The organism is Bacillus sp. TE8-1, assembly GCF_008368855.1.
Classification (GTDB): Bacteria; Bacillota; Bacilli; order Bacillales; family Bacillaceae_G; genus Bacillus_A; species Bacillus_A cereus.
Genome location: NZ_QPET01000004.1, coordinates 129,713 through 144,748, shown reverse-complemented (window position 1 = coordinate 144,748; position 15,036 = coordinate 129,713). Strand labels below are relative to the sequence as shown.

Here is a 15,036-nt window from a genome sequence, read left to right as displayed (position 1 = left end):
ATCCTGTCTTCCCGATATTCCTAAAAAACATGGGGCCTTAGCTCAGCTGGGAGAGCGCCTGCCTTGCACGCAGGAGGTCAGCGGTTCGATCCCGCTAGGCTCCACTTATATTAATATCATTTATGGCGGTGTAGCTCAGCTGGCTAGAGCGTACGGTTCATACCCGTGAGGTCGGGGGTTCGATCCCCTCCGCCGCTACCATAAAGGACCTTTAGCTCAGCTGGTTAGAGCAGACGGCTCATAACCGTCCGGTCGTAGGTTCGAGTCCTACAAGGTCCACCATTAGACGTATATATCTCGGAGGTATACCCAAGTTCGGCTGAAGGGATCGGTCTTGAAAACCGACAGGCGGCGAGAGTCGCGCGGGGGTTCGAATCCCTCTACCTCCTCCATTTTTTCTAAAGTAAATATTTTATCATCGCGGGGTGGAGCAGCACGGTAGCTCGTCGGGCTCATAACCCGAAGGTCGCAGGTTCAAATCCTGTCCCCGCAACCAAATGGTCCCGTGGTGTAGTGGTTAACATGCCTGCCTGTCACGCAGGAGATCGCCGGTTCGACCCCGGTCGGGACCGCCATTTTTACATAAAGGCTCGGTAGCTCAGTCGGTAGAGCAGAGGACTGAAAATCCTCGTGTCGGCGGTTCGATTCCGTCCCGAGCCACCATTTTGAAGTCGCAAGCCGACTTAGCTCAATTGGTAGAGCAACTGACTTGTAATCAGTAGGTTGGGGGTTCAAGTCCTCTAGTCGGCACCACTTTCAAAATGAGCCATTAGCTCAGTTGGTAGAGCATCTGACTTTTAATCAGAGGGTCGAAGGTTCGAGTCCTTCATGGCTCACCATTTACAATTTAATGCGGGTGTAGTTTAGTGGTAAAACAAGAGCCTTCCAAGCTCTGGTCGAGAGTTCGATTCTCTTCACCCGCTTTTCAATTATGGGCCTATAGCTCAGCTGGTTAGAGCGCACGCCTGATAAGCGTGAGGTCGATGGTTCGAGTCCATTTAGGCCCACCATAATTGTTCCGCAGTAGCTCAGTGGTAGAGCTATCGGCTGTTAACCGATCGGTCGTAGGTTCGAGTCCTACCTGCGGAGCCATATTTATAGAGAAGTACCCAAGTGGCTCAAGGGGCTCCCCTGCTAAGGGAGTAGATCGCGAACGCGGTGCGAGGGTTCGAATCCCTTCTTCTCTGCCAGAACTGGCCCGTTGGTCAAGTGGTTAAGACACCGCCCTTTCACGGCGGTAACACGGGTTCGAATCCCGTACGGGTCATACTAAAAGAGATAGCATAATCTGCTATCTCTTTTTTGTTGTATAAAAATGGACTTTGGATAGTCTGCTTTTTTATGCAATAGAAGAAATATGAAGTATTCGCTGTTGCAGTTGGGTACATAGAGAGCCGTAAATACAATCATGTTAATTATTTGGACCTGTATGAATATGAAGGAATTAACTTCAACTTGAACTTTTACCCCAGCTGTATGGCTGTAGCCTCCTACACTTGGAGAAACCGATGAAAAATGCATCTGGGAGCTACTGTGGAAAATAAATAATATATAGAAGAAGTTGCTTTCTCTCAATAGCTGTGATCTACTGAAGACAGTTTTTTTATGTTGTCAGTATTGTCGAGTTTTGTCGGTAAGTCGATATATTGCAAAAATCGCTGATATAATTTGAGTTACGATCGATAAATTTTAATAATCGCTGATATATTTGGAGTTACGGTCGATATATTCTAAAAATCGCTGGTATAATTTCACTTACCGACAAAAACCACAAGAAAATCCCTTTCACAATCTAAAGAAAACGCCTCCATTGAAATGGATTCCACACCTATTCCAATAACTTTACACTCTATGTGAAAAAGTTCACAAATAGGTCATAATTTGTGAACTTTTTCACAATAATGCGTGCTACAATATGAATGTAAAGAAGTTAAACAACATTAAATTAGTATTTTAATTAATTACTTAAACAATCATAAAAAAATATATGTGAACAATAGAGAGGGGAAATTACCATGAAAAAAGGTATCAATCGTGTAGTATTAGTAGGAACAGGAGCTGTAGGTTGTAGTTACGCTTACTCAATGATCAACCAAGGTGTAGCTGAAGAATTCGTATTAGTAGATGTTAATGAAGCAAAAGCAGAAGGGGAAGCAATGGACTTAAGCCATGCGGTACCATTCTCTCCATCACCAACAAAAGTTTGGAGCGGTAGCTATGCAGATTGTAAAGATGCAGATTTAGTTGTTATCACTGCTGGGTTACCACAAAAGCCAGGTGAAACTCGTTTAGACTTAGTTGAGAAAAATACAAAGATCTTTAAACAAATCGTTCGCGGCATTATGGATAGCGGATTCGATGGAATCTTCTTAATCGCAACTAACCCAGTTGATATTTTAACTTACGTAACTTGGAAAGAATCTGGTTTACCGAAAGAGCGCGTAATCGGTTCTGGTACTACTTTAGACTCTGCTCGTTTCCGTTACATGTTAGGTGACTACTTAGATGTAGATCCACGCAACGTTCATGCTTATATCGTTGGTGAACACGGTGATACTGAACTTCCAGTATGGAGCCACGCTACTATCGGTGTACAAAAACTAGAAACAATCTTAGCTAACAACGAACAGTACAAACAAGAAGACTTAGATAAAATCTTCGAAAATGTACGTGATGCAGCTTACCATATCATCGAGCGTAAAGGTGCAACTTACTACGGAATCGGTATGTCACTACTTCGTGTAACTAAAGCAATCTTAAACAACGAGAACAGCGTATTAACTGTATCTGCATACCTTGAAGGCCAATACGGTGAGAAAGATGCTTACGTAGGTGTTCCAGCTGTAATTAACCGCGAAGGTGTACGTGAAATCGTAGAGCTTGAGTTAAATGAAGAAGAAAAAGCGAAGTTCGCTCATTCTGTAAAAGTATTAAAAGAAACAATGGCACCAGTACTATAATAATTGCTAAATCATTCAGGGGCGGGACACTGCTTCCTACCTCTAAATTCATATAATTTAATATAAATTCTTTTTCCGGTTTCCCTTGTATATCCCCAATATACCCCTTTTGCTGGATAAGGGTCGTTTATAGAAAAAGAGCACTCTATTTTACGTAGAGTGCTCTTTATTATTCCGCTATTTGCCGGGCAGTAAAACCTCAATTGATTAAAGTTTCACTTTATTATTTTTTAGGCGTTAATCCTAATTTCTTTAAAATATCTGCCAGTGTACCGCTTTTGGATTTTTCTACAGGTGTTTGTGATTTAGATGCATCTGGACCTTTTTTCAAGAAGTTCTTTTCGACGAAGCGAATATCTTTTTCATCGACAATCCCATCTTTATTAAGGTCTCCGTCTTTTACAGTTAGTCCTTTTTTGCCATAGTTGCTAGCGATAATTTCGGTTTGATTTAGTTGTCCTATTTATTTTGCCTCTGATATAATCAGCCTTATAAGAGGAGACTTTTGGTATAACCATGAAATTAAATAATAGTAACTCAGTGTTCATGTTGTGTTATCATCTTTGGTGGCTAGCCGTAGATAAAGTAAAACAGTTTATGGGAGATCAAGGCGAAAAGTGAGATGAATTAATATGACAAAGCATAATAAGGCGTACAAGTTTCGTCTGTATCCAACAGAAGAACAAGCAAATCTGATACGTAAAACTTTTGGGTGTGTACGCTTTGTATATAATAAAATGCTAGCTGAACGAAAAAAAGTATACGAAAAATACAAAGAGAACAAGGAAGAACTAAAGAAACAAAAATTCCCTACTCCTGCGAAATACAAGGTGAAGTATGAATGGTTGAAAGAAGTCGATTCATTAGCATTGGCTAACGCTCAATTAAACTTGCAAACTGCGTATAAGAATTTTTTTAGTGGTCAAAGTGATTTTCCTACATTCAAAAGTAAAAAGAGTAGAAAATCCTATACAACAAATAGAGTAAACGGAAATATTATGTTATTTCATGGTTATATCAAACTACCGAAACTGAAATTAGTGCGATTGAAACAACATAGAGAGATACCGCAAAACCATATCATTAAATCATGCACGATTTCGCTGACACCAACTGGTAAGTATTATGTGTCTGTTTTAACTGAATATGAAAAGGAAATTGTTCAGAAAGAAGTAGAAAGTGTAGTTGGATTAGACTTCGCAATGGCCGAATTGTATGTGAGTAGCGAAGATGAGAAAGCCAATTATCCTCGCTTTTATCGTCAGATGCTGAATCGATTAGCAAAGGCACAACGAGTATTAGCAAGACGTGTGAAAGGCTCAGTACGCTGGAATAAACAACGCATTTGTGTAGCGAAGTTGCATGAAAAAGTCGCCAATCAACGTAAAAATTTCCTTCATCATAAGTCTAAAGAATTAGCTACGAACTTTGATGTTGTAGCAATTGAAGACTTACATATGAAAGGAATGTCACGAGCACTTCGCTTTGGTAAGAGTGTAGCAGATAACGGTTGGAGGATGTTCACTACATTTTTAGCATATAAGCTACAAGAACAAGGAAAACAGCTTGTAAAAGTAGATAGGTGGTTTCCTTCTACAAAGATGTGTAGTAATTGTGGAAACAGAAAAGATATGCTACTATCTGAACGCACGTATGAGTGTTCTTGTGGACTAACAATAAGTCGCGACTATAACGCAGCTATTAATATTAAAAGAGAAGCCATACGCCTATTAGCTAGCGATAGCGTAAATAGCACAAAATAACCTTTGGAACAAGGGTGTTAGCTCGGCTGTCCTAGGACAAATTCGTTAGCTATTAAAAGTAGCGACTAACCGAGAAGCCCCCACTTCAAGTAAGCTCGTAAGATATGCTAAGTGGTGGGTAGTTCACTTCTGATAGTTTTGTTTCCCACAAAATCTCATGATCATCGTTTGGATTAGATGGCTGTCCATCATTTACTAGAAACTTGACGATAATGTGATCACCTAAATCTTCACCGTCATTATTTTGCTTTGCATCTGTAACTTCATATGATGTTTCAAGTGCTACTTTTGCGATATCCAATGTACCTTTATTTTCAAGCTTGAAGTTCCTTTCAATAAAATCACCTGGTTTTAAATCTTCCACATTAACGATTACACTTGGATTAATAGAAATATCTAGTGTTCCAGCTTGAAATGAGTTACTTGATGTTTCTGAATCACTGAAATAGGCGAATACACCGCCGAATGTAAGGGATAAGCCAAGTGAAGCGGTGATAACTCCCATTCCTACTTTTTGTTTTAATGACATAAGAAAGCCTCCTAGTTAAATTTGTATAGCAACCGTTCGCAACAAGGATAAACGAGTAAACATAGTAGTCCGCTATGAATTGTGGTTACGAAAGATCGATGTTCTTTATTGAGAACAAGTATATGCTTATAAATTTCGCATTTCAATAAAATTGTGACAAAAAATATTGAGAAACATTTTTTTATGACAGATTATTTTGTTTTGATTTTAAGTGAAAAATAGCATGAAAAATAGGATAAACATAATAAAATAAAGGTTGAGAAAAAATAATTGGTAAAAATATAGAAGAATAATAAAGCGTTTTCAATGAATATTCGTCAAAATTCGATATTTTACACGGAAATGTGAAGGAAAACTAACATTTTTAAGAAAAAAACGAATGTTTTTTATAAATTAACAAGGATATTGCAGTTTTTCGCAGAAATAGTTAAAGTATAAAAAATTCTGTCATCTAAGTGAGGTGAGCATATTGAGTGTAATAAATTGTGAAGAAGTGAAACGAGATGAGTTTCATACAGAAAAGTACTATGAAAGTTATAATATCTTTGGCGCACATGTTGTGACGGAAGATGAGATTCAAGGAGTACGATTTACAGTGTGGGCTCCTCATGCGAAAGCAATGAGTGTTGTTGGAGATTTTAATGAGTGGGATTATGAGCAACATAAAATGCTACAAGTGACAGAAGAAGGCATTTGGTCCTTGTTTATACCGCATATTGAAGAAAGAGAAATATATAAATATGCGATTGAAACGTTGGCTGGTGACGTCATTTTAAAGGCAGATCCGTATGCTGTATATGCAGAAGTAAGACCGAATACGGCATCTGTAGTTTTTGATATAAAGGGATATGAATGGAATGATAAAAACTGGATTCGTAAGAAAAAGAAAAAATCGATTTATAAAGAAGCGATGACAGTTTATGAATTACATTTTGGTTCTTGGAAAAAGAAAGAAGATGGAACGCTGTACTCTTACAGGGAAATGGCAGAAGAACTCATTCCATATGTGGTGGAACATCAATTTACACATATTGAAATTATGCCGCTTGTTGAGCATCCATATGATCGTTCTTGGGGATATCAAGGAACGGGATATTATGCAGCGACGAGTAGATTTGGTACACCGCATGATTTAATGTATTTTGTCGACGAATGTCATAAATATGGAATCGGTGTCATTTTAGATTGGGTGCCGGGGCATTTTTGTAAAGATGCTCACGGTTTATATTTGTTTGATGGTACACCGACCTATGAATATAAAGATAAAGATGTACAAGAAAATCCAGTATGGGGAACTGTCAATTTTGATTTAGGAAAGAGAGAGGTACGTAATTTCTTAATTTCAAATGCGTTATTTTGGATGAGATATTTCCACATTGATGGTTTCAGGGTGGATGCCGTTGCAAACATGCTGTACTGGAATAAAGAAGGACAGGAGCAAAGTAATGAGCACGCTGTTTCATTTTTAAGAGAGTTAAATGAAGCAGTGTTTGCAGAGGATGAAGATTTTCTTATGACGGCAGAAGATTCAACAGCTTGGCCACTTGTAACAACTCCAACGTATGAAGGTGGGCTTGGATTCAATTACAAATGGAATATGGGCTGGATGAATGACGTGCTGAAATATATGGAGTGTGCGCCTGAATATAGGAAACACATTCATGAGAAAATGACGTTTTCTTTGCTATATGCGTACTCTGAAAACTTCATATTACCGCTTTCTCATGATGAAGTCGTTCATGGGAAAAAGTCGTTATTAAATAAAATGCCAGGTGATTACTGGGATAAGTTTGCTCAGCTTCGTTTATTATATGGATATTTCTTTACTCACCCAGGAAAGAAATTACTTTTCATGGGAGGAGAATTCGGGCAGTTTGATGAGTGGAAAGACCTTGAAGATTTAGATTGGAATTTACATGATTTTGAAATGCATCGTTATATGCATGATTACTTTAAAGAGCTCATAGCATTGTATAAGCGCTCAAAACCACTTTGGCAGCTTGATCATTCGCCTGAAGGTTTTCAGTGGATTGATGCTAATAATAACGAGCAAAGTATTTTCTCGTTTATCCGTCAAGGGGATAAACAAGAGGATGCGTTAGTTATCGTATGTAATTTTACGAAAGCTACATATGAAAACTATAAAGTAGGTGTACCAGATTTCGAGTATTATAACGAGATTTTAAACAGTGATGCACAGCAATATGGCGGTTCGGGGCAAGTGAATAAGAAACGTCTTAAGACGATTCTAGAACCGTACCATAATCAAGCAGCACATGTAGAGATTACAATTCCACCATTTGGCGTATCCATATTACGACCAGTGAAGACGAGAAAGGGGAGCAAAAAACAAGATGGCTCAAAAACAAAAGTGCGTAGCAATGTTACTAGCAGGGGGAAAAGGTAGTCGTTTAAGTGCATTAACAAAAAATTTAGCCAAGCCAGCTGTTCCATTTGGTGGTAAATATCGCATTATTGATTTTACGCTAAGTAACTGTGCGAATTCTGGTATTGAAACGGTTGGGATTTTAACGCAATATCAACCACTCGAACTTCATAATTATATCGGAATCGGAAATGCGTGGGATTTAGACCGAGTAAACGGTGGAGTCACAGTATTACCTCCTTATGCGGAGTCTTCAGGGGTTAAGTGGTATACAGGTACGGCAAGTGCCATTTATCAAAACTTAAACTATTTAAGTCAATATGAACCAGAGTATGTTCTTATTTTATCAGGCGACCATATTTATAAAATGGATTACAGTAAGATGCTAGATTACCATATTGAGAAAGAATCGGATGTATCCATTTCTGTTATTGAAGTACCTTGGGATGAAGCGAGTCGCTTTGGCATTATGAATACGAATGAAGAGATGGAGATTGTTGAGTTTGAAGAGAAACCACAATTTCCAAGAAGTAATCTTGCATCAATGGGAATCTATATTTTTAATTGGTCAATTTTGAAAGAGTATTTAGAGATGGATGCAAGAAACCCTGAATCTAGTAACGATTTCGGAAAAGACGTACTTCCGCTTTTATTGGATGAAGGGAAGAAGTTAATGGCGTATCCGTTTGAAGGATATTGGAAAGATGTTGGAACGGTGAAGAGCTTATGGGAAGCGAATATGGATTTGCTTCGCGATGAAACATCACTGAATTTAAACGATCGTAATTGGCGTATTTACTCTGTCAATCCAAACGAACCGCCTCAATATATTGCTGAAAAGGCGAAAGTAGAAGAATCGCTTATTAACGAAGGGTGCGTCATTGAAGGGGACGTGAAGCATTCTGTTTTATTCCAAGGAGTGACGGTGGAAGAAGGAAGTATGGTGATTGATTCTGTCGTTATGCCAGGGGCTAAGATTGGTAAAAATGTTGTGATTGAAAGAGCGATTGTTGGATCAGAAATGGTTATTGAAGATGGAACAGTCATTCGTCCAGAAAAGAATGTTGACGATGTAGTATTAATTGCTGAAGGGAAATAGAAAAGGGGGATGAAATGAATGGGAGAAAAAATGTTAGGAATTATTAATGCAACGGGAAGTTTTCCTTCCTTAAAGAAAGTAACAGGGCATCGTTCACTAGCGGCGTTACCGTTTGGGGGCCGTTATCGACTCATTGATTTCATGCTTTCAAATATGGTGAATTCTAGTATTCATAGTGTGGCAGTTTTTACAAGCCATAAAAATCGTTCGTTAATGGACCATGTTGGTTCAGGAAAACAGTGGGATTTAGATAGAAAACGAGACGGACTATTTTTATTCCCGCCAAACTGCCAATGTGACCAAGATGAATTTGGGTCTTTTGCACACTTTAGAAGACATATTGATTATTTTCTAAGAAGCAGAGAAGAGTACGTTGTTATTACGAATAGCCATCTCGTAACAGCATTAAATTTTCAAGCGGTGTTAGAGCGACATATACATACGGCAGCTGATATTACAGAAGTTTGCCATGAAGGGGTTTCGCTTCAAACATACGTGTTAAAGAAACAATTATTGTTAGACTTATTTGAGTCATATAAAGGTGTGGAACAATACAGTTTATTTGATGTAGTGAGAGAAAAGCGCGGGAAATCATTACACATTGCTACATATGAACATACTGGATATGTAGCAATTATTGACTCGATTGAAAGTTACTATAAACATAGCTTAGAAATTTTGCAACCTGCTATTTGGAAGCAATTATTTAAGAAAGAAGCACCTATCTTTACGAAAGTAAAAGATGAGCCACCAACTCGTTATTTAAAGGGTGCAGTCGTGAAAAATACAATGATTGCAAATGGCAGTATTATTGAAGGGGAAGTCGAAAACAGTGTTGTTTCCCGTTCAGTTAAAATTGGAAAAGGTTCAATTATTCGTAACAGTATTATTATGCAAAAGAGCCAAATTGGAGATAACTGTATAATAGACGGTGTTATTATTGATAAAGACGTGAAAATTGGCGACGGTGTCGTATTAAAAGGAAGCGCCGATGAGCCGTATGTTGTAGAAAAAGGAAGCGTACAAAACAGTACGATTAATAGTTATTCCTAAAGAATCAGTGGGGGCTTTTTCCTCCACTGATTAAAGTTTTAATTTAAATGAAAACTCGAAGGGAGGAAGCTGCAAGAGGAGTAATAAAAACTTTTCGCGCAGTGGGACAACAAGTGAATATTTTATTTGCAGTATCAGAATGTGTACCGTTTGTGAAATCGGGAGGATTAGCTGATGTAGCGGGTGCACTCCCAAAAGAGCTAAAAAAATTAGGAGTGGACGTTCGTATTATACTTCCGAATTATAGTCTCATTCCGCAAAAGTTAAGAGATGGATGTACGTTACATAAAGTAATTAACGTCCCTCTTGGGTGGAGAAATCAATATTGTGGAATTTTAAAAGGTGAGCAAGACGGAATTACGTATTACTTAATAGATAATGAATATTATTTTAAGAGAGATTCTCTGTATGGGCATTACGATGACGGAGAGCGTTTTTCTTATTTCTCAAAAGCAGTGTTAGAGTGTATTCCGCACCTTGATTTTGAAGTGGATGTTCTTCATAGCCATGATTGGCATACGGCTATGGTTAATTTCTTACTTCGTGAAAAGTATCAAGATAACCCGTTATATGAGCGTATTAAAACGGTATATACGATTCATAACTTGCAGTTCCAAGGTGTATTTCCTCCTGAAGTGATGTACGACTTGTTAGAGCTTGGTGATGAATATTTTCATAGTGAGCAGCTAGAGTTTTATGGAAACGTAAACTTTATGAAAGGCGGTATTATCGCTTCGGATCAAATTACAGCGGTGAGCCCGACGTATAAAGAAGAAATTCAATATAAATTTTTCGGTGAGAAGTTAGATGGATTACTGCGAAAATATAATGATAAGCTTAGCGGCATTGTAAATGGTATTGATACGAGCGTATATAATCCAGAAACGGATTCGTATATTAAGGCTCAGTATGATGCAGAGTCATTATATGAAAAGAGTGAAAATAAACGCGCCTTGCAGCGTTATTTTGGTTTGCCAGAAAAAGAGGATACACCAATTATTTCAATGGTAACGAGATTAACGAAGCAAAAAGGTCTTGATTTAGTACGTACTGTATTCCGCGAAATAATGGAAGAAGATGTACAATGTATTATTTTAGGTTCAGGTGATTCGGAATATGAGCAATTCTTTGAGTGGATGGCATATGAGTATCCGGAGAAGGTAAAAGTTTATATCGGATTTAATGAAGAATTAGCTCACCAAGTGTATGCGGGAAGCGATTTGTTTTTAATGCCATCGCTGTTTGAACCGTGTGGACTTGGACAACTTATCGCATTAGCATACGGTACAATTCCAATTGTAAGAGAAACAGGTGGGTTAAACGATACGGTACATTCTTATGATGAAGAAACTGGAGAAGGAAATGGTTTCAGTTTCACGAATTTTAATGCACATGACATGCTGCATACGATTCATCGTGCAATTGAATTCTATCATGATAAACCAGTGTGGGAGCAGCTTGTAAAACAAGCGATGACTGAAGATTATAGCTGGGAGCAATCGGCTCTTGCTTATAAGGAATTGTATAAAAGTCTCATGGAATAACATGTAGGTGGTGAAAAAATGTTTACTCATGTTGAAAGTTTTAAATCAACTTTTCTAGAAAAGTTAGAGACGATGTATGGTAAAAGTTTTAAAGATTCTACAACTCGTGATCAATATAATACACTCGGCCATATGGTACGTGAGTATATGAATAGTCAATGGATTGCAACGAACGAGAGTTATCGATCCGGAGAGCAAAAGCAAATGTATTACTTGTCTATTGAGTTTTTGCTTGGACGTTTGCTTGGAAGTAACATCTTGAATTTAGGTATTCGAGATGTATGCGAGCAGGGGTTATCTGAACTAGGGATTTCGTTACAAGAGTTAGAAGAAGTGGAAGCAGATGCAGGCCTTGGTAATGGTGGGCTTGGACGCTTAGCAGCCTGTTTTCTCGATTCACTCGCATCTTTAAACTTACCAGGACACGGCTGTGGAATTCGTTATAAACATGGTTTGTTTGATCAGAAAATTGTTGATGGTTATCAAGTTGAATTTCCAGAACAGTGGCTTCTTCATGAAAACGTATGGGAAGTAAGAAGGTATGATCAAGCTGTAGAAGTAAGTTATTTCGGCAGTGTTGAACCGCTAGAAATTGACGGGCGTTTAGAGTTTAGGCATACAAATGCAGAAGTCATTATGGCCGTGCCATATGACGTGCCGGTAGTTGGCTATGAGACGAGTACTGTAAATACACTTAGACTTTGGAATGCTGAACCAGTTCCTTTCCCGCAAAACTGCAAAGATATTTTGAAATATAAGCGTGAAACAGAGGCTGTATCGGAGTTTTTATATCCAGATGATACGCATGATGAGGGAAAAATACTTCGTTTAAAACAACAGTATTTCCTCGTATCAGCAAGTTTGCAAAATATCGTTCGAATGCATAGAGAAAGATATGGTGACCTTCGTCAACTACATGAAAAAATTGCGATCCACATTAACGATACACATCCGGTTTTAGCAATTCCGGAACTGATGCGTATTTTACTAGACGAAGAAAAGTTAGCATGGGAAGAAGCTTGGCACATAACGACGCAGACGATTTCTTATACGAATCATACGACGTTATCAGAAGCGCTCGAAAAGTGGCCAATTCACATTTTTAAACCGTTATTACCGAGAATTTATATGATTATTGAAGAGATTAATGAACGTTTCTGTCATGAACTGTGGGAACAGTATCCGTATGAGTGGGATCGTATTGAAGCAATGGCGATTATTGCACATGACCTTGTGAAAATGGCTCATTTAGCGATTGTCGGTAGCCATAGCGTAAACGGTGTAGCAAAAATTCATACGGAAATATTAAAGCAGCGGGAAATGCGATTGTTTTATGAATTTTATCCAGATAAGTTTAATAATAAGACGAATGGAATTGCTCATAGGCGCTGGCTTATGAAAGCAAATCCACAGTTAACAAATCTCATTTCAGAGGCGATTGGAACGGAGTGGAAGAAAGAACCGATTAAGCTTCAAGAGCTACAATTAGTTCAATATGATGCGAGTTTCCAAGAGAAATTTGCAGAGGTAAAACAAGAGCGTAAAGAGATTTTAGCAGAGCGTATTCATAATACAATGGGGATTACCATTGATCCAAATTCTATTTTTGATGTGCAAGTGAAAAGATTACATGCTTATAAACGACAATTATTAAATGTTCTTCATATTTTATATTTATATAACCGTTTGAAAGAGGATGCTAGTTTTACATTTTATCCGCGTACTTTTATTTTTGGAGCGAAAGCATCACCTGGCTATTATTACGCGAAAAAAATTATTAAATTAATAAATGAACTCGCAAGAAAAGTAAATAATGACCCGTATGTCAGTCAATATATGAAAGTTATCTTTCTAGAAAACTATCGAGTTTCTTTAGCGGAAGATATATTCCCAGCGGCGGATGTAAGTGAACAAATTTCAACGGCGAGTAAAGAAGCATCGGGAACAGGTAATATGAAATTTATGATGAATGGTGCGATTACACTCGGAACGCTAGACGGTGCTAACGTTGAAATAAAAGACCGGGTCGGTGATGATAACTGTTTTATTTTCGGTTTAACGGCCGAAGAGGTTCTTCATTACTATCAAAATGGTGGCTATCGTGCAAGTGATTATTATCACCACAATAGACACATTAAAAAAGTAGTTGATCAATTAACAAATGGTTTCTTTGCACAATCGGGAGCTGAATTTGAAGCGATTTACGATTCTCTCGTGATTCAAAACGATGAATATTTCGTTCTGCGAGATTTTGGTCCATATGCTGAAAGACAAGAGGCTGTCGGTAGAGCTTATGAGAACCGAACGAAGTGGCTAGAAATGTCGATTTTAAATATTGCACAGTCTGGTCATTTTGCGAGCGATCGAACGATTTTGCAGTACAGTAATGAAATTTGGGGTATTGGTAATGCAGTTAAACAGTTTTAAAGAGGTTGCTATATTGGGAGATATATTATCGATTTACCAACCGAAATGGATATTAATAAATAAAACGGGCTTAATAAAATTAAGCTCGTTTTATTTATTTTGCTTAAGAAAGAAATGGAACAGTGGTATATATGATACCTGCCCCATCATACTCTCCTGTCGCAAAGTATGAAAATGTAAAGAAACCTGTAACCGTAAAAATTACAATAAGAAAAAATGCGAAGATAAATTTTAACATGTAAGGTCCCCTCATCCAAAAATAACTTCATACATTATTATAGTATACGAATATTTTATTTCCAATTGTTTACTGGTTAAAAATGAGAAGTCAGACATGTTTTGTATGTTGTAATGGAATGATTATTTGTAATGGATTTTGTGTTTTTTGTAAATGTCATGTTGTGATGGACGTGTGCATACTCCCAATCATGATCATTAAAATTTATGTTTCGGGGAGGGAGAAGTGGGACGACATCGAACAAGTTGACGAAACGAAAGCTACTAGCTACTTGTAGTTTATAATAATTTCGAAAAGCGATATCTCCTACTTTTGGAGAAGCGAATGTATAAAGTCCATACTGTGCGAAGGCAGTATTTATACGTGCATCTAATATGTGTAATGTGGCAAGCGCGCCACCTAGACTATGCCCAGTAGCTAGCAGTTTTTTATGTGCTGGCAATGATACGAGCATATCCATAATAGAATCACGACAAGACTCATAAATAGAGAGAAAACCGTTATGGACATTTCCGCCATTTAAAGCATAAGGATAAGGTTTTTGATTGACGAGAGAATCAATAATCCAATCGGGGTCTGTTTGAGTGCCTCTGAAGGCAACAATAATTGTATCCTCAGATTCTAATATAAATCCGAACCATTCTGTTGTTTGAATGGCCTTTCCTTGAAACCCTTGTACATATTGAAAACCATCTGGTATCTCGAAAATGCCATTTTGTTTATATTGTTCATACGTTAACTCACAACAAGAAGCTAACAGTATGGCAGTGTCTTTATCAAAGGATAAAGGAGTACGCATTAAGGTAGCCCTCCTTAAGAAAAGGTATAGTTTAATATATGCGGTGAGGAACTTGATTCATTCTTTTGGAGGTGGGGAATAGCTTGTATCGCTTATCTAAATCGGTGGAGGAAATTATAAGGTCAAAATAAAACAGTGCCTGATAAGGGCACTGTTTACTCTTTTTCATCTCAAGGAATCGACTTTTTTAGTTATTCTTAATGAACTGACGCATGCGTTAGTTCATTAAGTAAGAGGT

At 37.8% G+C, this 15,036-nt stretch carries 9 protein-coding genes, 14 tRNA genes and 2 pseudogenes; 21 read left to right on the top strand and 4 right to left on the bottom strand.

Going from position 1 to position 15,036, the window contains the following annotated elements:
• Positions 1 to 31 precede the first annotated feature (31 nt).
• The 15 genes from DN404_RS05105 (at position 32) to DN404_RS05035 (ending at position 2,960) form a co-directional block, all read left to right on the top strand.
• A tRNA-Ala gene (locus DN404_RS05105) sits at positions 32 to 104 on the top strand.
• Positions 105 to 124: 20 nt separating this feature from the next.
• A tRNA-Met gene (locus tag DN404_RS05100) sits at positions 125 to 201 on the top strand.
• Positions 202 to 205: 4 nt separating this feature from the next.
• Positions 206 to 282, top strand: a tRNA-Ile gene (locus tag DN404_RS05095).
• A 17-nt stretch (positions 283 to 299) separates the two neighbouring features.
• Positions 300 to 392 (top strand) — tRNA-Ser (locus DN404_RS05090).
• A 27-nt stretch (positions 393 to 419) separates the two neighbouring features.
• Positions 420 to 496, top strand: a tRNA-Met gene (locus DN404_RS05085).
• A 3-nt stretch (positions 497 to 499) separates the two neighbouring features.
• Positions 500 to 575 (top strand) — tRNA-Asp (locus DN404_RS05080).
• A 12-nt stretch (positions 576 to 587) separates the two neighbouring features.
• Positions 588 to 663: transfer RNA gene (locus DN404_RS05075), tRNA-Phe, on the top strand.
• A 14-nt stretch (positions 664 to 677) separates the two neighbouring features.
• A tRNA-Thr gene (locus DN404_RS05070) sits at positions 678 to 753 on the top strand.
• Between the two features lie 10 nt (positions 754 to 763).
• Positions 764 to 839, top strand: a tRNA-Lys gene (locus DN404_RS05065).
• A gap of 13 nt (positions 840 to 852) precedes the next feature.
• A tRNA-Gly gene (locus tag DN404_RS05060) sits at positions 853 to 923 on the top strand.
• A gap of 10 nt (positions 924 to 933) precedes the next feature.
• A tRNA-Ile gene (locus DN404_RS05055) sits at positions 934 to 1,010 on the top strand.
• A 7-nt stretch (positions 1,011 to 1,017) separates the two neighbouring features.
• Positions 1,018 to 1,092, top strand: a tRNA-Asn gene (locus DN404_RS05050).
• A 7-nt stretch (positions 1,093 to 1,099) separates the two neighbouring features.
• Positions 1,100 to 1,190: transfer RNA gene (locus DN404_RS05045), tRNA-Ser, on the top strand.
• Between the two features lie 5 nt (positions 1,191 to 1,195).
• Positions 1,196 to 1,267: transfer RNA gene (locus tag DN404_RS05040), tRNA-Glu, on the top strand.
• Between the two features lie 748 nt (positions 1,268 to 2,015).
• Positions 2,016 to 2,960: an L-lactate dehydrogenase gene (locus DN404_RS05035; protein WP_000715339.1), complete on the top strand. Its 945-nt coding sequence runs from the start codon at positions 2,016 to 2,018 to the stop codon at positions 2,958 to 2,960.
• Positions 2,961 to 3,183: 223 nt separating this feature from the next.
• Here the strand turns inward: DN404_RS05035 and DN404_RS05025 are convergent.
• Positions 3,184 to 3,414: pseudogene (locus DN404_RS05025) on the bottom strand (hypothetical protein); the annotation flags it as partial.
• A gap of 178 nt (positions 3,415 to 3,592) precedes the next feature.
• Between DN404_RS05025 and DN404_RS05020 the strand changes: the two are divergent.
• Positions 3,593 to 4,723 (top strand): RNA-guided endonuclease TnpB family protein, encoded by a 1,131-nt coding sequence (locus DN404_RS05020; RefSeq protein WP_060632709.1) that lies wholly within the window; start codon positions 3,593 to 3,595, stop codon positions 4,721 to 4,723.
• A 124-nt stretch (positions 4,724 to 4,847) separates the two neighbouring features.
• On the opposite strand, the pseudogene DN404_RS05015 reads toward DN404_RS05020, so the two are convergent.
• A pseudogene (locus tag DN404_RS05015) lies at positions 4,848 to 5,252 on the bottom strand (TasA family protein); the annotation flags it as partial.
• A 469-nt stretch (positions 5,253 to 5,721) separates the two neighbouring features.
• Between DN404_RS05015 and glgB the strand changes: the two are divergent.
• The 5 genes from glgB to glgP all read left to right on the top strand — a co-directional run bounded on the left by glgB (position 5,722) and on the right by glgP (position 13,761).
• Positions 5,722 to 7,659 (top strand): 1,4-alpha-glucan branching protein GlgB, encoded by a 1,938-nt coding sequence (gene glgB / locus DN404_RS05010; protein ID WP_149214790.1) that lies wholly within the window; start codon positions 5,722 to 5,724, stop codon positions 7,657 to 7,659.
• Positions 7,607 to 8,737, top strand: a complete 1,131-nt coding sequence (gene glgC, locus DN404_RS05005; protein ID WP_016123516.1) for a glucose-1-phosphate adenylyltransferase — start codon at positions 7,607 to 7,609, stop codon at positions 8,735 to 8,737. The genes glgB and glgC overlap by 53 nt, the downstream gene beginning before the upstream one ends.
• Before the next feature lie 18 nt (positions 8,738 to 8,755).
• The gene (gene glgD / locus DN404_RS05000; RefSeq protein ID WP_000504168.1) at positions 8,756 to 9,790 is read left to right on the top strand and encodes a glucose-1-phosphate adenylyltransferase subunit GlgD; all 1,035 of its coding nucleotides are present in this window, start codon (positions 8,756 to 8,758) and stop codon (positions 9,788 to 9,790) included.
• Positions 9,791 to 9,903: 113 nt separating this feature from the next.
• On the top strand, positions 9,904 to 11,334 hold the full coding sequence (glgA, locus tag DN404_RS04995) for a glycogen synthase GlgA (RefSeq protein ID WP_049107271.1): 1,431 nt from the start codon (positions 9,904 to 9,906) through the stop codon (positions 11,332 to 11,334).
• Positions 11,335 to 11,352: 18 nt separating this feature from the next.
• The gene (gene glgP, locus DN404_RS04990; protein ID WP_000494108.1) at positions 11,353 to 13,761 is read left to right on the top strand and encodes a glycogen phosphorylase; all 2,409 of its coding nucleotides are present in this window, start codon (positions 11,353 to 11,355) and stop codon (positions 13,759 to 13,761) included.
• 103 nt (positions 13,762 to 13,864) lie between these two features.
• Here glgP and DN404_RS30880 read toward each other — a convergent pair whose 3' ends face one another.
• Both DN404_RS30880 and DN404_RS04985 read right to left on the bottom strand, forming a co-directional pair.
• Positions 13,865 to 13,999, bottom strand: a complete 135-nt coding sequence (locus DN404_RS30880; protein WP_000911065.1) for a hypothetical protein — start codon at positions 13,997 to 13,999, stop codon at positions 13,865 to 13,867.
• Positions 14,000 to 14,075: 76 nt separating this feature from the next.
• Complete coding sequence (locus DN404_RS04985) at positions 14,076 to 14,798, bottom strand: lipase family protein (protein ID WP_001260111.1); 723 nt, start codon at positions 14,796 to 14,798, stop codon at positions 14,076 to 14,078.
• Positions 14,799 to 15,036: the final 238 nt, after the last annotated feature.